This window comes from Arsukibacterium ikkense (assembly GCF_000987775.1).
In the GTDB taxonomy this organism is placed as follows: Bacteria; Pseudomonadota; Gammaproteobacteria; order Enterobacterales; family Alteromonadaceae; genus Alishewanella; species Alishewanella ikkense.
Window position 1 is genome coordinate 89,270 of sequence record NZ_LAHO01000005.1, and the last position, 20,381, is coordinate 109,650.

The 20,381-nt window shown below is 49.1% G+C and carries 25 protein-coding genes; 11 read left to right on the forward strand and 14 right to left on the reverse strand.

The genetic code is table 11. The features are described from left to right. Positions 1 to 7: 7 nt before the first annotated feature. Positions 8 to 859, forward strand: coding sequence for an S-formylglutathione hydrolase (gene fghA / locus WG68_RS06935; RefSeq protein ID WP_046556947.1), 852 nt, complete (start codon positions 8 to 10; stop codon positions 857 to 859). On the opposite strand, the gene WG68_RS06940 is transcribed toward fghA, so the two are convergent. Further along, entirely contained in the window at positions 856 to 1,047 is a 192-nt protein-coding gene (locus WG68_RS06940) for a hypothetical protein (protein WP_046556948.1), read from the reverse strand. The two genes, fghA and WG68_RS06940, sit on opposite strands and share 4 nt — an antisense overlap. Before the next feature lie 29 nt (positions 1,048 to 1,076). On the opposite strand from WG68_RS06940, the gene WG68_RS06945 reads away from it, so the two are divergent. Together WG68_RS06945 and WG68_RS06950 are read left to right on the forward strand one after the other, a co-directional pair. Then, the gene (locus tag WG68_RS06945; RefSeq protein WP_046556949.1) at positions 1,077 to 1,490 is read left to right on the forward strand and encodes an HIT family protein; all 414 of its coding nucleotides are present in this window, start codon (positions 1,077 to 1,079) and stop codon (positions 1,488 to 1,490) included. Beyond that, a complete protein-coding gene (locus WG68_RS06950) occupies positions 1,487 to 3,484 on the forward strand; it encodes a bifunctional metallophosphatase/5'-nucleotidase (protein WP_046556950.1) in 1,998 nt (665 codons plus the stop codon). Before WG68_RS06945 ends, WG68_RS06950 begins: the two co-directional genes overlap by 4 nt. Before the next feature lie 28 nt (positions 3,485 to 3,512). Here the strand turns inward: WG68_RS06950 and chrA are convergent, their stop codons facing one another. The 3 genes from chrA to WG68_RS06965 all read right to left on the reverse strand — a co-directional run bounded on the left by chrA (position 3,513) and on the right by WG68_RS06965 (position 7,330). Beyond that, positions 3,513 to 4,895, reverse strand: coding sequence for a chromate efflux transporter (chrA, locus tag WG68_RS06955; protein ID WP_046556951.1), 1,383 nt, complete (start codon positions 4,893 to 4,895; stop codon positions 3,513 to 3,515). 62 nt (positions 4,896 to 4,957) lie between these two features. After that, positions 4,958 to 6,796: an SLC13 family permease gene (locus tag WG68_RS06960; RefSeq protein ID WP_046556952.1), complete on the reverse strand. Its 1,839-nt coding sequence runs from the start codon at positions 6,794 to 6,796 to the stop codon at positions 4,958 to 4,960. A gap of 81 nt (positions 6,797 to 6,877) precedes the next feature. Then, positions 6,878 to 7,330 (reverse strand): Lrp/AsnC family transcriptional regulator, encoded by a 453-nt coding sequence (locus WG68_RS06965; RefSeq protein ID WP_046557053.1) that lies wholly within the window; start codon positions 7,328 to 7,330, stop codon positions 6,878 to 6,880. A gap of 169 nt (positions 7,331 to 7,499) precedes the next feature. Between WG68_RS06965 and WG68_RS06970 the strand changes: the two genes are divergently transcribed. From WG68_RS06970 to WG68_RS06985, 4 genes are all read left to right on the forward strand, one after another. Beyond that, the gene (locus WG68_RS06970) at positions 7,500 to 8,720 is read left to right on the forward strand and encodes an aspartate aminotransferase family protein (RefSeq protein ID WP_046556953.1); all 1,221 of its coding nucleotides are present in this window, start codon (positions 7,500 to 7,502) and stop codon (positions 8,718 to 8,720) included. 3 nt (positions 8,721 to 8,723) lie between these two features. Then, positions 8,724 to 9,755 (forward strand): arginine N-succinyltransferase, encoded by a 1,032-nt coding sequence (astA, locus tag WG68_RS06975; protein ID WP_046556954.1) that lies wholly within the window; start codon positions 8,724 to 8,726, stop codon positions 9,753 to 9,755. 78 nt (positions 9,756 to 9,833) lie between these two features. After that, a complete protein-coding gene (locus tag WG68_RS06980; RefSeq protein ID WP_046556955.1) occupies positions 9,834 to 10,637 on the forward strand; it encodes a DUF1338 domain-containing protein in 804 nt (267 codons plus the stop codon). 262 nt (positions 10,638 to 10,899) lie between these two features. Beyond that, a complete protein-coding gene (locus WG68_RS06985) occupies positions 10,900 to 12,363 on the forward strand; it encodes an FG-GAP repeat domain-containing protein (RefSeq protein ID WP_046556956.1) in 1,464 nt (487 codons plus the stop codon). A gap of 31 nt (positions 12,364 to 12,394) precedes the next feature. Here WG68_RS06985 and WG68_RS06990 read toward each other — a convergent pair whose 3' ends face one another. From WG68_RS06990 to WG68_RS07000, 3 genes are read right to left on the reverse strand one after another with little or no spacing between them, the layout of a single operon-like run. Beyond that, entirely contained in the window at positions 12,395 to 12,790 is a 396-nt protein-coding gene (locus WG68_RS06990; protein ID WP_046556957.1) for a CBS domain-containing protein, read from the reverse strand. 9 nt (positions 12,791 to 12,799) lie between these two features. After that, positions 12,800 to 13,150 carry a P-II family nitrogen regulator gene (locus tag WG68_RS06995; protein ID WP_046556958.1) on the reverse strand — a complete coding sequence of 117 codons (351 nt, stop codon included), beginning with the start codon at positions 13,148 to 13,150 and terminating at the stop codon, positions 12,800 to 12,802. Then, positions 13,147 to 14,622: a DUF1538 domain-containing protein gene (locus WG68_RS07000; RefSeq protein WP_046557054.1), complete on the reverse strand. Its 1,476-nt coding sequence runs from the start codon at positions 14,620 to 14,622 to the stop codon at positions 13,147 to 13,149. Before WG68_RS07000 ends, WG68_RS06995 begins: the two co-directional genes overlap by 4 nt. 197 nt (positions 14,623 to 14,819) lie before the next feature. Between WG68_RS07000 and crcB the strand changes: the two genes are divergently transcribed. From crcB to WG68_RS19915, 4 genes are all read left to right on the forward strand, one after another. Continuing rightward, the gene (crcB, locus tag WG68_RS07005; protein ID WP_235357692.1) at positions 14,820 to 15,215 is read left to right on the forward strand and encodes a fluoride efflux transporter CrcB; all 396 of its coding nucleotides are present in this window, start codon (positions 14,820 to 14,822) and stop codon (positions 15,213 to 15,215) included. Beyond that, the gene (locus WG68_RS07010) at positions 15,209 to 15,616 is read left to right on the forward strand and encodes a CrcB family protein (protein WP_046556959.1); all 408 of its coding nucleotides are present in this window, start codon (positions 15,209 to 15,211) and stop codon (positions 15,614 to 15,616) included. The genes crcB and WG68_RS07010 overlap by 7 nt, the downstream gene beginning before the upstream one ends. Next, entirely contained in the window at positions 15,613 to 16,206 is a 594-nt protein-coding gene (locus WG68_RS07015; protein WP_046556960.1) for a hypothetical protein, read from the forward strand. The genes WG68_RS07010 and WG68_RS07015 overlap by 4 nt, the downstream gene beginning before the upstream one ends. A gap of 102 nt (positions 16,207 to 16,308) precedes the next feature. After that, positions 16,309 to 16,431, forward strand: coding sequence for a hypothetical protein (locus WG68_RS19915; protein WP_268753154.1), 123 nt, complete (start codon positions 16,309 to 16,311; stop codon positions 16,429 to 16,431). Between the two features lie 164 nt (positions 16,432 to 16,595). On the opposite strand, the gene WG68_RS07020 is transcribed toward WG68_RS19915, so the two are convergent. The 7 genes from WG68_RS07020 to WG68_RS07050 all read right to left on the reverse strand — a co-directional run bounded on the left by WG68_RS07020 (position 16,596) and on the right by WG68_RS07050 (position 20,344). Further along, positions 16,596 to 16,958, reverse strand: coding sequence for a hypothetical protein (locus tag WG68_RS07020; protein ID WP_046556961.1), 363 nt, complete (start codon positions 16,956 to 16,958; stop codon positions 16,596 to 16,598). A 121-nt stretch (positions 16,959 to 17,079) separates the two neighbouring features. Next, positions 17,080 to 17,493 carry a hypothetical protein gene (locus WG68_RS07025; protein WP_046556962.1) on the reverse strand — a complete coding sequence of 138 codons (414 nt, stop codon included), beginning with the start codon at positions 17,491 to 17,493 and terminating at the stop codon, positions 17,080 to 17,082. A 166-nt stretch (positions 17,494 to 17,659) separates the two neighbouring features. Further along, positions 17,660 to 18,163, reverse strand: coding sequence for a hypothetical protein (locus WG68_RS07030; protein ID WP_152663050.1), 504 nt, complete (start codon positions 18,161 to 18,163; stop codon positions 17,660 to 17,662). Between the two features lie 182 nt (positions 18,164 to 18,345). Then, the gene (locus tag WG68_RS07035; RefSeq protein ID WP_046556964.1) at positions 18,346 to 18,552 is read right to left on the reverse strand and encodes a hypothetical protein; all 207 of its coding nucleotides are present in this window, start codon (positions 18,550 to 18,552) and stop codon (positions 18,346 to 18,348) included. Between the two features lie 92 nt (positions 18,553 to 18,644). After that, complete coding sequence (locus tag WG68_RS07040) at positions 18,645 to 18,875, reverse strand: hypothetical protein (RefSeq protein ID WP_046556965.1); 231 nt, start codon at positions 18,873 to 18,875, stop codon at positions 18,645 to 18,647. 47 nt (positions 18,876 to 18,922) lie between these two features. Then, positions 18,923 to 19,801: an alpha/beta hydrolase gene (locus WG68_RS07045; protein WP_052748995.1), complete on the reverse strand. Its 879-nt coding sequence runs from the start codon at positions 19,799 to 19,801 to the stop codon at positions 18,923 to 18,925. A 99-nt stretch (positions 19,802 to 19,900) separates the two neighbouring features. Then, complete coding sequence (locus tag WG68_RS07050) at positions 19,901 to 20,344, reverse strand: hypothetical protein (protein ID WP_046556966.1); 444 nt, start codon at positions 20,342 to 20,344, stop codon at positions 19,901 to 19,903. Between the last annotated feature and the right edge of the window lie 37 nt (positions 20,345 to 20,381).

The following is a 20,381-nucleotide window of genomic DNA, read 5'->3' on the forward strand; positions in this document are numbered from 1 at the left end:
AAAGCCTATGACAACTTCAGCATCAACCAAGGTTAGCGAACAACTTTGCTTTGGCGGTAAACAACTCCGCTTTAAACATCAGTCAGCCGTAACCAACTGTGAAATGCAGTTCTCGGTATTTTTGCCCCCCCAGGCGGAGACCCGCAAGGTACCGGCGCTGTACTGGCTATCAGGCCTTACTTGCACTGATGAAAACTTTTCCGGTAAAGCCGGCGCGCAGCGGGTTGCGGCCGAGTTGGGCATAGCACTGATTATTCCTGATACCAGCCCACGTGGCGAAAGTGTGCCGGATGATTCAGACGGCGCTTATGATTTTGGGTTAGGTGCTGGCTTTTACGTAAATGCTACCCGTGAGCCTTTTGTAAAAAACTACCAGATGTATGACTATATTGTCAGTGAGCTGCCGGCGCTGGTTGAAGCTCAGTTGCCAATAACGGCTGTACGCAGTATCAGTGGCCATTCAATGGGCGGCCACGGTGCGCTGGTGATTGGCCTGCGTAACCCTGAGCGTTATCGCTCAATATCAGCCTTTTCCCCGATATGTAACCCGATTAACAGCCCCTGGGGCATTAAAGCTTTTAATGGCTATTTGGGCGATGATCAAAGCCAATGGGTGCATTACGATGCCGCAGAGTTATTAGCGAAAACCCAACAAGCCAAGCCAATCCTGGTCGATCAGGGTACTGCAGATAACTTTTATCCGCAGCAATTGCGCACCGACAGTTTAATTGCCGCGGCAGAGCAAAGCGGTAGTAACGCGCAGATCCGGCTGCAGCCAGGCTATGACCATAGCTACTATTTTATCGCCAGTTTTATCGAGCAGCACTTGCGCTTTCACGCCAATTATTTGAGTTGTTAAAAACGCTTTGCTGCAACACCCGCTTTGGCTCGCCACAGCAACTCGTTCGCGCTGGCGCGCTCGCTCAGACACTCTGTGGCGACCAAAACGGGGTTCCAGCCCGCGTTTTGGTTACCATCAGTTAACGAGGCACTGGTATTTTTGCTGTCAAAACTGGCATAATCAAACCAGTATCCTTTAATCAACACTTGGATCTTCCCGCAACAAGGAGTATTGCATGAGCTACGATACCAATAATATTTTCGCCAAAATTCTGCGAGGCGAAATTCCCTGCTTTAAAATTTATGAAGACGACGACACCCTGGCCTTTATGGACATTATGCCGCAGGCTCATGGCCATGCGCTGGTGATCCCAAAACATCCCGCGGTAACCTTGCTGGATTTACCGGCAGATAAAGCGGCCAAAACCCTGCAAACCGTGCAAAAAGTGATGGCCGCACAAAAATCTGAGTTGGGTGCTAAAGGTATCGTCGTAATGCAGCTAAATGGCGAAGAGGCTGGCCAGACGGTGCCGCATCTGCATTTTCATCTTATTCCGGCCCATTTATCGCAGTTAAAACGCCATGGTGCCGAGCAGGGCGATATGGATGAAATTAAAGTACTGGCAGAAAAACTGCGGGCGGTATTATGACCGCTGTGCCATCGTTCTGCCGTGTTGCGGTGTTAATGCTGCTGGCATCATTGCTGGTAGCAGGATGTAGTAGTCAAACCACGCCAGACGATACGCTACGTCTTAGTATTGTGCATATTAACGACACCCACTCCCAGTTTGATGCCACTCCTGCCAGAGTAATGGGGCCTGCAGGTACGCCTTTATATACTTTTATTGGCGGCCATCCGCGGCTATTAACTAAAGCCCGGCAATTCCAGGCTGAGGCAACAGCCAACGGTATTGCGTCGTTATTTTTACATGGTGGTGATGCCTTTAAAGGCAGCGCCTATTTCGAGCTGTTTGAGCAAAAAATCAATATCGACATTTTAAACCGGATGGGCCTGCATGCGATGGCATTAGGCAACCACGAGTTTGATATAGGCCTGGCTAAGCTGGCTGATTTTGCCAGTAATATTAATTTTCCGTTGCTGGCGGCTAATGTGGACAGCAGTGCTGAGCCAGCGCTGGTTAATGTGACTAACTTAAAAAGCTACCAGCTGTTTGCCATTGACGGCCCCGCGCTGCTTGCGGTCAGTAATATGGCCGAAGCGGCAGGCAAAACCATTGTTGCGGTGTTTGGTTTAGCACTGGAAGATATGCGCAGCATGGTGCCCGCTACCGGTGAGCTGGTATTTGCTGCTGAGGTGGCGGCGGCCCAGGCGACAGTCGACTATCTGCAGGCACAGGGCATTAAGCACATTATTGCGCTAACCCATTTGGGCCATCAACGTGATTTACGTTTAGCACAGCAGGTTAATGGTATTGATCTGATAGTCGGTGGCCATTCGCATAGTTTGCTGGGCGATTTCAGGCACTGGTATCTTGGCCTGCAAGCACCGTACGCCGAGCTGGTGGCTAACCCGGATGGCTTTGGCCAGACCTGTATCGTGCAAGCCGGCCAGTTTGCGCAGGCGGTAGGCGCGGCAGAGCTTAAATTTGATAGCGCCGGGCGCTTAACCCAGTGCTATGGCGAAAACACCTTACTGGCCAGTCGTGATTATTTTACGTTGGCACTGCGCAGTGAAGATAGCCGCCTTGCAGCAAGCGAGCAGGCCACGACAGAAAGCTATATCAACCGGCTTGCACGTACCGCGATAACGGAAGAAGACCCAGAGCTGCGCCAGATATTGAACACGGTTTACTTACCAGCAGTGCAAAAGGCCTATGGCGCGCAAATCAGCGTTAGCGAGCAAAGCATTAACCATGTTCGTTTACCCGGCACTGGCGGCAGCGATCAGCATGGTTCGGTGCTGGCCGGCCATATTACTGATGCTATGTATTATTGGCTAAACCAGCCGGCAGTGCGGGCGAAAACCGGCCGACAGGTTGATTTTACCTTAATTGGCGCCGGCAATATCCGGGCGAGTCTGGAGGCGGGTGCCATATATGAAGGGCATATCCGCTTAGAGGTATTACCCTTTGATGCGCCGCTAAGCATTTTGACGCTAACCGGCGCTGAGCTAACTGAGTTATTGCATGAGGTGATCAGCGCTACCTTGCCCGCAGGCGCCCATGCTGGAAAGTTTCCGTACGCTAGCCATTTACGCTATGTTGCCCGCGAGAATGCGGATGGTCAGGCGGTACTGACGCAACTGCAATGGTGGCAAGCAGAGCGCTGGCAGGATATAGAGCCTGCTGCAACATACAGCCTGGCCACCACCAATTATTTAGCCAACGGCAATGATGGCTGGCAGCGGTTACAGCAGGTGCAGCAGCACAGCACTGATCGCATTGATTTAATCATAGAGCAGCAGCAACTGGCGATATATCCGCTGAGCCGGGTGCAAGCAATAACCGATAGCAGTGGCCAGCAAGCTTTTGTACCGCACTATCAGCAGGTAGTGGGTTTGCCATGTGACATTGCGGGCAATGACTGCAAAGTTGCTGCGCTGGCGGTAATCGATTACTTAAAAGCCACCCCTGCGCTATGGCAGCAGCCAAGGCCGGCCACCGTTACGCTGTTGCGGCCATAAGTAATTACTTGTTTGCGGCAAGTGCTGCTTAGCTCACTACTTGTGATAAAACGCTAAGCAGCATGCCGGCAATAGCTGCGCCTGAGAGTACCCGCATAATGCTTTGTTCAAATTTAAACAATGCCAGGCCGGCAACTAAGCCCAGCAGCAACGCAACCCAATCAACCTGGCTACTTAAGCCCGCTGGCCACAGCACATAGTAGCCAAAAAACAATGCCAGATTAACGATAACTCCCACCACAGCTGCGGTTACCGCAGTTAACGGCCCGGTAAATGTCGCCTGCTGCCGACTGGCCTCCACCAGCGGGGCGCCGGCAATAATAAACAGGAATGAGGGCAAAAACGTAAAAAAAGTGACAATGGCCGCGGCCAGTATGCCGGCCTGTAATAAACTGTCCGGGCCAAATAATTGCTGGCTCCAGCCGGCAATAAAACCAACAAAGGTGACCACCATAATCAATGGCCCCGGTGTGCTTTCACCCAGCGCCAGGCCGTCAATCATTTGCAGCGCGGTTAACCATTGATATTGCTCGATAGCCGCCTGATAAACATAAGGCAATACCGCATAAGCGCCACCAAAGGTCAGTAGCGCCGCCTTGGTAAAAAACCAGGCCAGCTGAGTCTGGGTGCTGTGCCAGCCATAAACAGCCGTCAGCAGGCCAATAGCGGCCAGCCAGATAACAATGCCAATGGTTAACGCCACTATCAGTTTACGCCAGCTAAAGCGTTGCCGGGCAGGTACCGCGCTTTGATCATTTATCACGGCGGCAGTTTGCACCGTGTTGGCGGGCTGAGAGGCTTGCACTGCTTCAGCAGCGTGCGGTGATTGAGGAGCGTGTGCCACTGGCGCCTTAAGTTGCGCTGGAAACCAGGTCATCAGTACCAAACCAATTAGCGCGGCAGCAAATACAATCAGCGGAAAGGGCAGCTTAAAGCCAGCAATACCTATTAACGCCAGCAGCGCCAAAGCAGCCAGCGCCGGAGTATGCAGGGTTTTCTTTGCCAGGCGCCAGGCGGCAAACAGCACTATTGCCGTTACCGCCGGCTTAATGCCGTACAACACACCTTGCAGCAGCGGCACATCACCATGCGCCAGGTACAGCCAGGCCAGAGCAGATAAAATAAAAAACGAGGGCAGAATAAACAGCCCACCGGCGATAAAGGCACCGCGCTTACCGTGCAATAACCAGCCAATATAGGTGGCCAGTTGCTGCGCCTCAGGCCCTGGCAGCAACATAGTGTAGTTTAAGGCGTGTAAAAAGCGCTTTTCCGAAATCCAGCGGCGTTTTTCCACCAGCTCCTGATGCATCATGCCCAGTTGCCCGGCCGGGCCGCCAAAGCTGATAAAACCCAGTTTCAGCCAGTACCAGAAGGCTTCGCGCAGGCTGACATCTGGTTTTTGCTCAGGCATCTTTAGCTCTCAGTAGTCGTTAACAGTGACGGGCATGTTAAAAATGCTACTTTAACATAGGATCAGGCCGGATATAGTGGGAATAGCAGCGGGACTAACAGCACACTCACCAGCAACACCAGTAGCGTAAAGGGGGCGCCGATACGCACAAAATCGAAAAATGTGTATTGGCCCGGCACCAGTACCAGGGTATTGACCGGTGAGGATACTGGTGTCATAAAAGCCGCCGAGGCGGCCAGCGCGACCATCATCGCAAACGGATAGGGTGACGCTCCCAGGGTATTGGCCAGCGACACCGCTACCGGTGCCATTAATACGGCGGTGGCGGTATTCGAAATAAAAGAGCCGGTAATAGCCGTCAGCACAAACAACGCCGCCAGCAGCGCATAGTCACCGCTGTCACCCAGCAGGTAAAGCAAGCTGTGCACCGCCAGATCAATACCGCCGGTTTGCTGCAAGGCTAAGGCAAAGGGCAGCATGCCAACAATCAGGATCAGACTGGGCCAGTGAATGGCTTTATAGGCACTGTTCGGGGTAATACAGCCCAGGGCGCCCATCAGCAGGCAGCTGAGCAGCGCCGCTATCACATTAGGCACCAGACCGCTGACCATCAACAGCACCATCAGTGCCAGACAAAGCAGCGCATGAGGCGCCTTGCGGGCCGCCGGTGTCACTTCATCGACTTCTGCCGGCAGGCTGAGCACCAGAAAATCGCGGCTTTGTTGTTGCAGCCGGTGAATATCCTGCCAGTTACCGGCCACCAGCAGTTTATCGGTGGCCTGCAGCTTTTCATCAACCAGCACGCCGACTAAGGCTTCACCGCCGCGGCGCAGTCCCACCACATTGAGTTTATACTGGCTGCGAAACGCCAGTTGCTGAATGGTTTTGCCTGGCAATGTTGACTCGGGTGGAAAGGCAATCTCGGCCAGCCCCAGTTCATGCGCATGCAGCGAATAATAAGAATTAGCCAGCGGCAGCGGCTGCAGACCCAGTTCGCGGCAGCTGGGTAGCAGATCCTGTGCCGGATAAATCAGGTCGACCAGTAAGATGTCGGCGGGTTCGACCAGCGTATTGCCAGTGGCGTTTAGCAACAGGGTACGGAATTTTTGCTGGCGTTCGATGGCCACTACATTAATGCCGTATTGCTGGCGTAACGCCAGCTCATTCAGTTGCTGTTCCAGTAAAGGCGAGCCGGACAACACTTTAAAGCGCTGCTCCCGCTCCTGCAGACGGTAACTTTGTGCCAGCGCACTGAGGGTGAGCCGTGGTGCGCCGCTTTGTCCCGCAGCCAGCTTGGGCTGCAGCCAGCGTCGTGCCAGCAGCATGTATGCCACGCCCAGTACCAGTACCACCAGGCCAATGGGGGTAAAGCTGAAAAACTGAAACCCCTCCAGACCATTACGTTGCAATTCACTGTGCACCACCATATTAGGGGGCGTCGCCACCAGGGTTTGCATACCGCTGATCAGCGCAGCAAAGGCCAGTGGCATCATCAAGCGGCCCGGGGCAATATTCATTCTGGCGCAAATACTTAATACCACCGGAATAAAAATGGCGACCACGCCGGTAGAACTCATCACTGATCCCATCAGTGCCACCGACAGCATCAGCAAAATTAGCAATTTGACTTCGCTGTTGCCGGATACCCGAACCAGCCAGTCTCCCAGGCGGTAGACAATACCGGTTCTGACCAGGCCGTCACCCATCACAAATAAAGCAGCAATCAGAATCACTGCCGGATCACTAAAGCCTGCCAGCGTTTGTGACAGTGTCAGCACGCCGCTCAGCGGAAACATCACCAGCACCAGCAGGGCGACCACATCGGTACGGGGTTTATTAACAGCAAAGCAGCCCATACATAGCAGCAACATGGCCAATACCCATATTAATTCAGTGTTCATGACGGTGGGGCCTTATTTTCTGAGTGAGTTGTATTTGCTGATACCCTCAAAGCGGTGGCCAGCAGCTATGCTGGTAGCCTGTTAACGCTTAAACTTTGTTTCCAGAATAACCGACGAAGTAGTGCGCTCCACCCCTTCCAGGTTACCAATATCATCCAGAATATGGCTTAGCTGCTCGGTATTTTGTGCCTGCACTATGGCAATTAAATCATACTCGCCGCTAATGGCATACAGCGCAGCAACCTGGGGTATTTGCTTAAGCTCAATATTAGTGCGGGCGGTTAGCTTCTGGCGTACCTTAATACTGACATGTGCTGCCACCAGAGTGGCCAGATATTCATCGCCGTACTCTACGGTATAGCCTTTAATCACGCCGCTTAATTCCAGCTTTTGTAAGCGGGTTTGCACCGTTGAGCGCGACAAATTCAGCTGGCGGGCTAAATCAGAAATACTGGCCCTGGCATTGTGCTGCAGCACAGCTAACAGCTTTTCATCTTCTTTCGTAATGACGCTTTTAAGAGAGCTTACTGACACTTTGCTAAATCCTTCCGTCAAAATGACGTAATTAACTGTTAAATTGTTAATAATGATACTGCACATTGCTAAAGCTAGCCAATATAATAGTGGTATTCATTCAGCCCCCGTCAACACCAACATTAAAATTAACGGCAGCGGGGCCTTGGCAACAGCAGAGGGTTAAAAAATGGTAGTAAGCAGAAGTTTGTTTGATGAGGTAATGGTACCTAACTATGCGCCGGCGCAAATTATTCCGGTAAAAGGCGAAGGCTCTAGATTGTGGGATCAGGCCGGCAAAGAGTATATCGATTTTGCCGGTGGTATTGCGGTTAACTGTCTGGGCCACTGCCACCCGGCATTAGTTGGCGCGTTAAAAACCCAGGCCGACAAGCTGTGGCATTTGTCTAATGTATTAACCAATGAGCCGGCATTATTACTGGCCAAAGCGCTGGTTGATCATACCTTTGCCGAAAAAGTGTATTTTGCCAACTCGGGCGCCGAAGCGAACGAGGCGGCGTTAAAGCTGGCCCGTCGTTATGCCAAAGATAAATATGGCGAGCATAAAGATCAAATCATTGCCTTTAAACAAGGTTTTCATGGCCGTACCTTCTTTACCGTCACCGTTGGCGGCCAGCCAGCCTATTCAGATGGCTTTGGCCCGAAGCCGGAAGGCATCGAGCATGCTGAATTTAATAACCTGGATAGCTTAAGAGCACTGATCAACGCCAATACCTGCGCAGTAATGGTTGAACCAATGCAAGGCGAGGGCGGGGTCATGCCAGCTACCGCGGAGTTTATTAAAGGCGTGCGTGAGCTGTGTGATGCCAACAATGCCTTATTGATTTTTGATGAAGTGCAAACCGGCGTCGGTCGTACGGGTGAGTTGTATGCCTATATGGCCTATGGCGTAACCCCGGACATTTTAACCACGGCCAAAGCGCTGGGCGGCGGGTTTCCGATTGGTGCCATGTTAACCACCACTGAGATTGCCAAGCATTTAGTGGTGGGCACCCATGGCTCTACCTATGGCGGTAATCCGCTGGCTTGTGCGGTGGCGTTGGCCGCGGTCACTACCGTTAACACCCCGGAAGTACTGAACGGCGTTACACATAAAGCAGAGCTGTTTAAGCGTGAATTGCAGCGGATCAATGACAAATATCAGCTGTTCAGTGAAATACGCGGTATGGGCTTGTTAATAGGTGCCGTACTCAATGCTGATTATGCCGGTAAAGCACGTGATATTATGCTGGCTGGCGCTGAGCATGGCGTAATGACGCTGGTTGCCGGCATGAATGTGGTGCGCTTTGCGCCGTCACTGGTTATTCCGGATGCCGACATTGTTGCAGGTATGGCACGGTTGGAGCAGGCCATTGCTCAGATAGCCGCTCCTACAGCAAAGCAGGCGTAATTTATGCTGGTTATCAGGCCTATTACCGCCGCTGATTTTACGGCGTTAAAACAAATAGCCATTGAATCTGGCCATGGCTTTACCTCGTTGCCAGTGCACGATGAGCGCTTAGCCCAGAAAATTAAGCATGCCGAGCAAAGCTTTAAGGCTGATGTTAAGCAACCGGGCGATCAGGGGTATTTGTTTGTGCTGGAAGATACCAGCAGCGGTGAAATAGTCGGTACTACCGGTATTGAAGCGGCAGTAGGCCTGCAAACCCCGTTGTATCATTTTCAGCAAAACACCGTTATTCATCACAGTGCCGAGCTGAATGTGATGAACCAGCTGAAAACCCTGACTCTGTGTAACGACTATACCGGCGCCTCAGAAATTTGTACGCTGTTTCTGCGCGAAAGCTACCGGCGTAACCATGCCGGCCGCTTTTTATCCAAGGTGCGGTTTTTATTTATGGCCGAGCACCCCCAGCGTTTTGCCAGCAAAGTGATTGCCGAAATGCGCGGTGCCGCCGATAAAGACGGCCAGCCGCCATTCTGGCACTGGCTGCAACAGCTGTTTTTAACCATCGATTTTCCGACTGCCGATCAGCTGATAGGCGTGGGTAAAAAGGCCTTTATTGCTGAGCTGATGCCTCGCCACCCTATATATGTTGGCTTGCTGCCAGCAAGCGCCCAGGCGGTGATTGGCCAGGTGCATGAAAACACCAAGCCAGCGCTGCGCATGCTGGAAAAAGAAGGCTTTAGTCATCGAGGCTATATTGATTTGTTCGATGCCGGGCCAACAGTAGAAGCGCCGCTTAGCCAGATTAAATCGGTTGCGGCCAGCAAAAAAGTGCCGGTAAAAATTGTCGCTGATACGCAAGGGGATTATACCCTGGCGGTGGCCAATACTGCCGTACAGGATTTTCGCGCTAGTTTTGGCAAAGCCGCGTGCTTTGATGAGGCAAGTAATACCTTGTTACTTAGTCCACAGCTGGCAGAGGCTCTGCAACTTAGCGATGGCGAGATGGCGCGTTTTATTAATCTGGATCAGGCCTGAACAGCCGCCATTGCCGTATAATGATGTTAGTTAATACCACCCTTTAAAAATTGTGATTAGACCTAAACCGGAGTAGATATGCACACTGATGTAAATGCCCTGTTCGCCAACTTATGGCAAGACTATGTAGCGGTAACGCCGTCGGCCAAAAAAGTGCACCAGTTGCTGGGCTCGTCACAACAGGATGATGTGATAAACGACCATATCGCGCTGCGGACCTTTAACCTGGAAAAAGTAGGCCTGGCTAAACTGGCCGCGCATTTTCTGGCGTTGGGTTATGAAGAGTGCGGTGAGTATCACTTTGCAGCGAAAAAACTGTACGCCAAGCATTTCGAGCACCCGGACCGTAACCAGCCAAAAGTATTTATCTCTGAGCTGTTGCTGGATAAATGCTCAGCGTTCTTACGTGACACTATTACTGAACTGGTTGCGCAAATTCCGGATGAAGCCGTCACAGCCGATAACTTTTTATACAGTGGCACTCACTGGCAGGTAAGCCAGGCCACTTATGAAAAACTGCTGGCAGAAAGTGAATATGCCGCCTGGGTTGCCGCCTGGGGCTATCGCGCCAACCACTTTACCGTTAGCGTCAACGAGCTGGCCAGTTTCGACAGCTTAGAGCAGGTAAATACCGCGCTGAAACATGCCGGCTTTTTACTGAATACCTCAGGTGGCGAAATTAAAGGCACCCCGGATGTTTATCTGGAGCAATCGTCTACCCTGGCTGATTTACACCAAGTGCAATTCAGCGATACGGTAGCCACTATCCCCAGCTGCTTTTACGAATTCGCCCGCCGTTATCCACTGAGCTGCGGCATGCTATACACTGGCTTCGTTGCAGCGTCAGCGGATAAAATTTTTGAAAGTACTAATGCGCGTTAATTCACATTAATACCAAGTAATAAGCGCTTTTATCAAGGCCAGCACCCGGCTGGCCTTGTTTATATTTAATGTGCTGCATTCGTTCTATTCTTAGCTGACATGTTTTAACACTTTGACCTACTTGTAGAGTTACTGATCCCTGCAACTGCTATAACAGTAATAAACTATTGCCGATAAATACTGTCACAATCAGCAGCGCCGGTTAAGTCGGCGGACATTATCAGTGTGTAAACGGTAAAACGCCGGGTGGAAAAGGAGTGTTATGAGAGCAACAGGGGTAGTCAGCGCCATAGCGTTGACAGTAAACTTAGTATTAGCAGCACCATTGCAGGCAAAAGAATTTGATAAAGCCACCATTATGCTTGAGCATCCGGCGAATGGCAGCATAGTGCAGCTGAATAACAGCAACAGTTTACTGGTGTCGGGTTTTAACCAGTTTGAACGCTGGTTAACTAAAATTGATTTAGCCGACTACAGCAGCAGGCTGCTGCCACTACCCGCCGATGTGCAGTATTTTACCACCGCTACCCTGGCACAACATGCCAAGCCGCAACTGGTGTTGCTGGGTGCTGCGGGGGTGTATCGTTTTGACAGCAATACCAATAGCAACGAATTATTGTTTGCCAGCGATTCTATGTTCCGGCTGGTAGATGAGGCACGCCTGCGTAGCCGCGATTTCAGCCTGGATTTAGGCTCTGGTTTATCTGACTTTCTGCTCCCCGATTTTCAGCACTATCATTTATACCGCCAGCAGGCCGATGGCAGTTTCCGCCATTTTGCCCTGCCGGTGACAGCCCGGGTACAAACCTGGAATAACAACAGGGCCGATTACAGTGCCCGGCGTTTTTATAGCTTAGACGTGAATGGTAGCGGCTTAACCGATTTACTGTTTGTCGAAAATGGCCGTTTTAAAGTGTTTTTGCAGCAGGCCGATGGCAATTTCAGCAGCACGCCCTTTTATCCGGACTGGCCGGTAAGTTTATCCACTGAGCGTGAGGCCGATCAGCGTTCTGATGCCGGGCGCAGTTATGGCGGTCAAAGCATTGTAAGTTTAAATGACATTACCGATCTGGACGGGGACGGCATTCCTGATTTGGTGCTTAGCCGGGAAAAAATTGCTGATGCACTGGACAGAAGCAGCAGTTTTGAAGTGCATTTTGGTCAGTTAACCGAGCAGGGCTTGCAGTTTAATGCCCAGCCAGATACCCAGATTAATATCGATTCTGTGCCAACTGATGTAGTGATTGCCGATTTTAATGGCGATGGCCGCAAAGATTTTTATATTCCCACCACCCATATTGGTATCAGTACCATAGTGCGGGTATTGCTACGCGGCAGTGCTAATCTGGATATTGATTTTTATTTGCTGGATGACAATCGGCGTTACCCGGCAAAGGCTGATTTCCGGCAGCAGGCAACCATTGATGTCAGCATTTCTAATTTGCGTTTTGATATGCCGTTATTTGAACTGGCGAACTTATCGGCTGATGGCAAGAAAACCCTGGTAGTGGGTGAGGGTGGGCGTCAGCTGCGGTTTTATGAACCCGACGCCAGCCGGCTGTTCAGCCGGCGTAGTGAACGGTTAAACCTGGATTTACCGCGCGACAGCAGCCGGGTAAGAGTAATGGACTTAAATGGCAATGGTAAAGACGATATCCTGTTGCCATTTGATAGTCTGGACAAAGAGGCTAACCGCAATCAGTTACAGCTGCTGCTTAGCCGCTGATCAGCAAAGCGACTGCGCCAGCGCTGCCGGCTTAGTCAATTAACAGTAAAATATCGCTAATCATATCGTCCATCGTCAGTAAACCTACCAACTGGTTATCACTGGTAACCAGTAAGCGCTTTAAGCGATGCTGGCTCATTAAATCAGCCGCATGCTTCACGGCCATTTCCTGGCTGACGGCGATAGCTGGCTTAATACAGACATCGTACACGTTGATTAAGTCAATATCGCCTTCTTCAGCAATAATGGTTTTTAAAATATTGGTGTAGGTAATCAAACCATAGGCATCATGTGGGGTCTGACGGTCGACCACTAAGCACTTAATATTGTGTTTTTTCATCATACTCAGCGCTTCACGCAGGGTACTGAATGGCGAAATGCATACTACATTTGCCACCATCAGGTGTTTAACCAGTTTAACGGCCATTATTTGCTCCTAGTCGTTTTGCTCGCGCAAGTGTTGTTCAAATTTCATTACCTGGCCCATATCCAGCCCGGTTAAATGATCAATAGGTACGGTAAAGGCAATACCCCGCGATTTGCCCTCATCCAGCAGTAAGCTCTGCATTTTTTTCAGGATAGGTAGCGACAGATGCTTAGCTACCACCATTAGTAATACTGACTGGCTGCCTTCGAAGGTCATGCCGAAGAAGGTTTTGCGGTTTTCAACACCGATGCCACGGCCCGATAAAATGGTAATACCGGTAGCGCCGGCCTCTTTGGCTTTGGCAATGGCGTCTTCTTCCAGATCATCTGGCGCAATTACCACTATTGCAGAAAATTTCATGTTGGATCACTCCTGACTTGGCTAAACCGCTCCACCACTATGGCGTACAGCATAACGGTTATGATCGGAAAAATAGAGGCAAAGGCAATTAAGCCAAAGCCGTCAATTAACACATTACGGCCTTCAATAGAGCTGGCCAGGCCAATTCCCAGTGCCGTCACCAGCGGCACCGTGACCTCAGAGGTGGTGACACCGCCTAAATCAAAGGCCAGCGCCACAATATATTTAGGGGCAAGGGCCGTGAGGATCACCACCAGCAGATAACCGGCCATAATGTAATAATGAATAGAGTCGCCGCTGATGATCCGGTAAACGCCAATCGTAATACCGATGGCCACGCCAAAGGCGACAATTAACCGGATAGCGGAGCCTTTGAGTTTACCGCGGGCCGCTTCTTCTGCCTGGTTACCGATAGCAATCAGCGCTGGTTCGGCCATGGTGGTGGCAAAGCCAATCGTAAAGGCAAACAGTAAAATTAAGCTGTTGTAACCTTTATTAATAAGCTGCTCAGCCATCAGGCTACCAACCGGAAACAGGCCCAGTTTCAGCCCCAGTACAAAGGCATACAGGCCAAGTAGTACCATAGCAAAGCCAATAATGACTTTAGCCGGGTGCGCCAGTGGCCGGCGTAGAATAAGATATTGAAAAATAAGCACTACCAAAATCATTGGCAGAATATCTTTTACCATGGTGGCTAAATCAAGCAGCGCTTGCAGCAACCAGTGCAACTGGCTTGGCACGGCGGCTACCTGGCTGATGGCGGCGGCGCTACTAAAGTTATACACCCAGATGCCATACACCTGCACGCTGATCATCGGCACCATCACCGCCAGTGCCACCAGGCCAAAGCCGTCGGTTAACGGGTTACGGCCTTTAATCGAACTGGCCAGGCCCAGGCCCAGTGCGGCAATCAGCGGCACGGTAACAATATTGGTGGTCACACCGCCGGAATCATAAGCCAGGCCAACTATTTCGGCCGGGGCAAAAAAGGTGACCAGTAGTACGATGATATAGCCGCCAATCATCAGCCAGTGAATGGGCCAGCCTAAGATGATTCTGAGCACCCCCAAGGCCATCACTGCGCCGACCGACAGCGCCACGATTAAGCGCAGGGTCAGGCCGTTTACCCGACCTTGGCTGATTTGCTCGGCCTGCTCGGCCACTGCGATCAGTGCCGGCTCGGCAATCACCGCAGCAAAACCAATCGCAAAACCAAATATCATTAATAGCGGTAACGAACCTTTGCGGGCAAACTGGTTGGCCAGGTTTTTGCCAACCGGAAAGATACTGAGCTCCAGCCCCAGCAAAAACAGGGCAATACCAATGGCGACAATAAATAGCCCTATGGTAATGCTTAAGGGGTCGCTTGGCAGGCTCTGGAAAATAACTAACTGGAAGAACAGCACTACCAATATTATCGGTAGCAAATTTTTTAGCGCATGAAGCAGTTGATGTAAAAATTGCTGCAGCACTGGCTTTCCGTTAGTGATGAGGTTAAGAATAAATTTAGTGTAAAGTAAAGCCGCAATAAACCCAATTAAAAACTGTGCTAAAGAGTTGATACATCGCAAGATGTTGGTCTTAAGCTCTGTGTTACGACGCTTGACAGGGCACAGCCTGCCAGCTAGTGTCAGCAACATTGTCGATATTATGAAGTTAAGCAGGCCTGTTGAGCGTTCAAACTCATCCCGTATTGTTGTTTATGCTGGTAGCCTTGGCTGCCGCTGCAGGCGGCATGCTGCGTTTTGCATTTAGTAATATCATCGCCAAATACTGGGGGGTGCAGTTCCCGCTGGCCACCTTGCTGATAAATAGTAGCGGAGCCTTGGCTATTGGCATGGTGGCTGCCTGGTTGCAGGCAAGCCCTGATTACGCCAGCTGGGGTACAGTACTGATTGTCGGGTTGTTAGGCAGCTACACCACGGTATCATCCTTTAGCCTGCAAACCCTGGCCTTATGGCAAAGCCAGCATTATCAGCAGGCACTGCTGAATATTGGCTTGTCGTTCAGCCTGTGCCTGAGTATGGTGTTTGCCGGTTTTAGGCTGGGGGTCTGGTTATGCTAAGGCCGGGTTTATATCTGGCGGTCGGGCTGGGTAGTGCGCTAGGTGCGTTGCTTCGCTTTGGCTGTTCGTTATGGCTGCAATCAGCTGATAACAGCTTGCCACTGGCAACCTTAGTGGTGAATATTATTGGCTCATTCTGGATTGGTTGTTACGCCAGCCTGACCGGGCCTGACGGCCGCTGGCAGGTAACTGACCGGCAAAAGCAGTTTATGCTGGCAGGGGTATGTGCCGGCTTTACGACCTTTTCGGTGTTCAGCCTGGAATTTATGCAGTTAATCCAGGCCGGGCAGGCGCTGCTGGCGGCGGCTTATTTGCTGTTATCCATGCTGCTTTGGCTGCTAGCTTGCCGGGCCGGCTTAAAACTTGGCTGCTATGCTAATAAGGCCAGTGCAATTAAATGAGCATAAAACCTGTGTTGAAAATCTGGTTAGCATTAGTAACATTTATGCTGGTAACGGCGTGCGATAACATGCAGACGTTAACTGAAGCCGAGCAAATAGCACGCACCATCCGCCAGGAAGTCAGCCGCGATGTAAAGGGTTTGAATGCCTTAACCACTGCAGCTGCGGCTACTGACTATGATGGCTTTGCCTGGCGCCGCGGTGAGAAAATTCAGATCCGGTTGCGCCAGAACGGCGAGCTTACCCTGCTGGCGCAAGCCGAGGCGCCTGAGATCATTGCGACGGCGATTAAGTATAATATTCCAAGTTTTAGTTTGGTGCGGTATCAGCAAGGCTGGCTGGTGGTGTTCCGTACCTATGTCAGCAACCATTGCCAGGTGGTATATGCCTATGCGTATCGCGGCCAGCTGGCTAACACGCCGCAGTGTACCGAGGCATTATTCGCAAGTGAACCGAATGGCCAATGTCAAAGCCCGATAAATGACGACTGGCAAGTATTTAAAGAATGGTTTTTCGCCGAGTCACTGCTTGAGGCCAACCCGGTTTGTCAGACGAAAGCAGAGCAGGGCTGGCAAGCAATAGCCGAATAACTCAGCGCGCGCAGTTGCGCTTTATTAAATTAGGGCCATACTGCTAAGCGCAGGGCGCCGTGGGCACTTGCTGCAGGCGTATATTCAACACAGGTGATTATCATGAGCAAAGGTCAAGACAGTAAAAAAGACGTTAAAAAGAAACCGTTATTAACCGCTAAAGAAAAGAAAGCGGCTAAAACGACCAAGAAAAGCGAAAAAAATGTGTTAGGGCATCAAAACTAGTACGGCAACTGGCTTAGCACGTTGCGCCGTCAAGCCTGGGTTTGCCGGCGATATTTTCGATTAATTAAGTGGCTGGCTATTCTGCCGATACACTCAAATTTAGCGCGGCCGCGCAGCGGGTTGACGTCGCAGCCAGCGCTTTTGCTGCCGATAAAATTTGATCGTTATATTTTTTTGGTTGTTACTTCTACCTTATAAATATTTTTGCCCTCAGTGCCAATCTCTATAACCGCTTGCTTATCAAGCGCTACACGCAACACTGGTTCAGCAAACTTACTAAATGAACCATCTTTGTATTTGTGCATCGATGACGTTAAAGTCACGACGTCATCATTAAGGGTTGGCGTAACATTAAACATAAGCACATCTTTTGCGGTAATTGACTGCAATTGGCCACTTTCAGCCTGAACAACGTCCGCTACAACAAGCTCGTTATTCAGGTAAACATTTACCGTTAACTCTAAAGGCTCATTTGCAAAAGCTGAAAAAGCGGCGACAAGAGATAAAACAGACAGTATTTTTTTCATTAAATAATTTCCTTATAAAACAATTTGGTTGCGTAAAATTTAAAACGCCCGCCAGCAGCGGCCGAAAAACCGCGCAGCGGGTGAGGTCCAGGCCACCAGTGGCCGTTGCTGACTGGCCTTGTTAGGCATTTGCCCGTTTACTGCTGCGAACTAAAAAGTAAAAACACACGGCCAACAACAGATAACGTGGCAGCGTTGTAACGATTGTATTGAACATTTGAGGCTGTGATTGCACAACAAAATACAGTTGTAATAGCACCAGAGGCGCGAGCAGCAACGCGTAAAAAGTGAAATCTGGCTTACTGATTAACAGCTTACTGGCGAAAGCCACCACTAAAAATGCTGCGGCTAGCGGCACTGCGATAGTGAATAAGTCGACCAGCGTAAAGGCAAGCAAGGCAGATACTTGTACAACCGGTTTTAAAATGTCAGCCGGTATTGCTACTGCTGCACCAATGCCTGCAATAGCAATTGACGCATAAGCTAGCGCAACACCTAAAATGAGGGCAATTACTCGATTTTTGATATGATCCATCTACTTACTCCTTGCTTTGCCTAACGCCCGCCACACACGCGAGCAACTTGTTGCAAGTCGAGCGCCGAAGGCGCGCTGTGCTGGCGTTTGTTAGCGACCCACACCGATTCATGAGTATGCCATGTTGAAATTGAGCAAGTGTCAGAAATCAGTAACTTTATAACCATTAAAAAACTCTCGGATCTTGGTCAGAGACATCTATTTCATGAACACGCCATGCGGTAATTTTTGATTTTTCGGAAAGACCTATGCCGAAATACGCAATACCTGTAGCGAGTGGCTTTACATTGGCTGAAGTTTTATAAAATATTGGCTCATTATCATTAATTCGAACTTCAATTGTGATACTAGTTACCCACATTTCGAGGGGATTATGAAATTCAACCTTATGATCAGTATCGCTTCTACCAAAGTAATTGGGGGCACTCGACAATCTCAAGTTATTTAGCGCCTGATTGGCTGCATGTCCCGTAATTTTTTGGGTTTTAGCTTTTGGTTTAGGAGGTGTTGGGAATTTAATTCTACAAGCTTTTTTAATTTCCTGAGCAGCAACGTTACTGGTAGTTCCTTTCATCCCTTGAATGATGCAATCCTCATATGTTTTTGGTCCAAACCAGTTAGCAGAGCACGTCAAAGGAACAAGCAATACAATAAAGAAAATCCATTTCATATAAACCTCACTCTTACGTTTCATCAAAAAAATAATTAACAGAGTCAGCACCGACCATAGACTTCTCTACCAACGATTTTTTTACTTGGTATCAATAATGGCAGCAGATTCTTGCTGTTCACCAAAGAGGCACAAACTCTGCAGCACCATTTTTAAGCGTTCCTCGACTATCGACATGGGCTCTATAGTCCGAATGAAGAGTATATTTTCCCTTTTGATGAAGTCGAAATATTCACTATTGCATTTTCATCATCTAAAACTGTATCCAAATCAAAAGGCAATCTTTTAATATTTTCCTCTTCTTCACTTTTAGACAATCTTGTATGTAAGGGGAGCCCCCTCAACATCTCATCAAAGTCATAAAAAATATGATATGCGACTTGAGTCATGCTTGCTTCCTTTACGCTAACGCATAGCTTTGGGGCGGCTGGAGCGCAGCGCAAGCCGTCCCAGTCGCGTTAGCAATGACAATGGCGCCTTGTTATGTGTTTGATAAAGCATTGAATTTTTTAATTATATAGAACACCATAGCAATATTAATAGTGCCCATGATTGCCAAAAGCTTAACTAAAATACCGACTTCTGGAGCTTGAGCATACATAAAACCTATTGCAAAAAATGACAAAGCAACGAAGCAAAATGTCAAAACAACCAGCATTTTGAAATCCGATTTAGCATTCCGTAACTTAACCACATTTAAGACGTTTGACATTAAACTAGTACCTCTGAAAACACATAACGTCGCCGTGCCTGGCCTTGTTAAATTTTGTTTGCCCAAAATTCATAATACTTAGTCAGCGCTTTAGGTACGGAAACATATGGGTTAGCATTATGCCCAGCCCCCTCGCTATAACTGTATGCCCATTGTAAATTGGCGGGAGCATTGGTTTCCAAAGCACTAAGTAGCCCTTTGAAAGAACCAGTAATAATTTCATTTTCTTCTGCACCCAAGCTAAGGTATAAAAAAATTGGTTTACCATTGGTAACGGGCAAGTTTTTTGCGAACTCTTTTACAACCACCGAATCGTCGTACCAAGCTGCTGGGCTAAAAGCAAAATAACCGCTAAAAAGATCCGGCTTAGTAACAATTGTATAGAGCACCAAACTCCCACCTGCCGAAAAGCCACTTAACAACCTGTTGTCGTTAATAGAGTAATTTTTCTCAAGATATGGGATCAATTCAGTTTCGATAAATGCCAAAAATTTATCAGCTTTACCAAATATATTCCGATGATTATCGTTTTCAGGGCGAGCTTCAATACTTACATCACGTCGAGCGTACGGAGGAACTAAATCCCTGTTTCTCGAATCAACCCAAAATAAATTAGGTATAGCAACGATTATAGAATCTTCTGTAATGTCCTGTGAGCTCAGCTCAGCCAGTGTTTCATCCCAGCGTTTCAGATTAAAATTGCCGTCAGTTTTAATTATTAGCGGGTATTTTTTACTTCGCTCGTAACCACTAGGTAGCCGGACAAAGATTTTCCTGTTTTCGCCTAATACCGAAGAGTAAATCCTTTCATCAACAAAATCAGAAGTGTAATCTTCTTTGTATTGCTGTGCCTTAATAAAGGCAGCAGCCCCCGCGGCTAGCACAGTTGCAATTAATACAACATTTTTAATAACTCTGAAATTCACAAATTCTTCCTTGAAAAATTTAACGCCCGCAGCAGCGGCCTCAAACCCGCGCAGAGGTTGAGGTCCAGGCCACGTAGTGGCCGTTTGTGACTGTGTTTGTTATAACTCACTGTAATCAAGCCTAACCTTTAACAACTCACTGACTTTTTGCAGATCCGTAAGGATTAGAAAAGGTCCTTGTAGATTTCCTTGATGCTGTGATGTCTCTTTGACCATTTCATATGAAATGCCATTTAGTAGACGACAGCTTTCGATTATAGATGTTTCACTTGGTAACCCGAGCACCCTCGCGAAAGCTGAGTAAAATGGGATCGACTGACTCTTCGATAGAATTGTTGAAATTAGTACTTTGAGTTCATTCTGAAGCTCTAGCGATGCATTAGCATTGGTGATTTTGGCCCTGTATCTCAAACAAAATGCCGACAAATTACCCAAGCTTTCCTTAAAAGAAACTATTGGCTCCAAGACCAGTTTCAAAATAAATTGCCCCACAACAAATACTGAAACACCAGCCAGAATTGTGAAAAAAACAGAATCTTTCAATTAACTCTCCTTGAGTTATAACGCCTAGTGAACCGGC

Bases quoted from the DNA above. Each gene is read 5' to 3' on its own strand.
- WG68_RS07040 (WP_046556965.1), bottom strand. From the start codon at position 18,875: ATGTCAAACGTCTTAAATGTGGTTAAGTTACGGAATGCTAAATCGGAT.
- WG68_RS06990 (WP_046556957.1), bottom strand. From the start codon at position 12,790: ATGGCCGTTAAACTGGTTAAACACCTGATGGTGGCAAATGTAGTATGC.
- WG68_RS07025 (WP_046556962.1), bottom strand. From the start codon at position 17,493: ATGGATCATATCAAAAATCGAGTAATTGCCCTCATTTTAGGTGTTGCG.
- WG68_RS07010 (WP_046556959.1), top strand. From the start codon at position 15,209: ATGCTAAGGCCGGGTTTATATCTGGCGGTCGGGCTGGGTAGTGCGCTA.
- chrA (WP_046556951.1), bottom strand. From the start codon at position 4,895: ATGCCTGAGCAAAAACCAGATGTCAGCCTGCGCGAAGCCTTCTGGTAC.
- WG68_RS07020 (WP_046556961.1), bottom strand. From the start codon at position 16,958: ATGAAAAAAATACTGTCTGTTTTATCTCTTGTCGCCGCTTTTTCAGCT.
- WG68_RS07035 (WP_046556964.1), bottom strand. From the start codon at position 18,552: ATGACTCAAGTCGCATATCATATTTTTTATGACTTTGATGAGATGTTG.
- WG68_RS06945 (WP_046556949.1), top strand. From the start codon at position 1,077: ATGAGCTACGATACCAATAATATTTTCGCCAAAATTCTGCGAGGCGAA.
- WG68_RS19915 (WP_268753154.1), top strand. From the start codon at position 16,309: ATGAGCAAAGGTCAAGACAGTAAAAAAGACGTTAAAAAGAAACCGTTA.
- WG68_RS07030 (WP_152663050.1), bottom strand. From the start codon at position 18,163: ATGAAATGGATTTTCTTTATTGTATTGCTTGTTCCTTTGACGTGCTCT.
- astA (WP_046556954.1), top strand. From the start codon at position 8,724: ATGCTGGTTATCAGGCCTATTACCGCCGCTGATTTTACGGCGTTAAAA.
- WG68_RS06980 (WP_046556955.1), top strand. From the start codon at position 9,834: ATGCACACTGATGTAAATGCCCTGTTCGCCAACTTATGGCAAGACTAT.
- WG68_RS06970 (WP_046556953.1), top strand. From the start codon at position 7,500: ATGGTAGTAAGCAGAAGTTTGTTTGATGAGGTAATGGTACCTAACTAT.
- WG68_RS06995 (WP_046556958.1), bottom strand. From the start codon at position 13,150: ATGAAATTTTCTGCAATAGTGGTAATTGCGCCAGATGATCTGGAAGAA.
- WG68_RS07015 (WP_046556960.1), top strand. From the start codon at position 15,613: ATGAGCATAAAACCTGTGTTGAAAATCTGGTTAGCATTAGTAACATTT.
- WG68_RS06950 (WP_046556950.1), top strand. From the start codon at position 1,487: ATGACCGCTGTGCCATCGTTCTGCCGTGTTGCGGTGTTAATGCTGCTG.
- WG68_RS06960 (WP_046556952.1), bottom strand. From the start codon at position 6,796: ATGAACACTGAATTAATATGGGTATTGGCCATGTTGCTGCTATGTATG.
- WG68_RS06985 (WP_046556956.1), top strand. From the start codon at position 10,900: ATGAGAGCAACAGGGGTAGTCAGCGCCATAGCGTTGACAGTAAACTTA.
- fghA (WP_046556947.1), top strand. From the start codon at position 8: ATGACAACTTCAGCATCAACCAAGGTTAGCGAACAACTTTGCTTTGGC.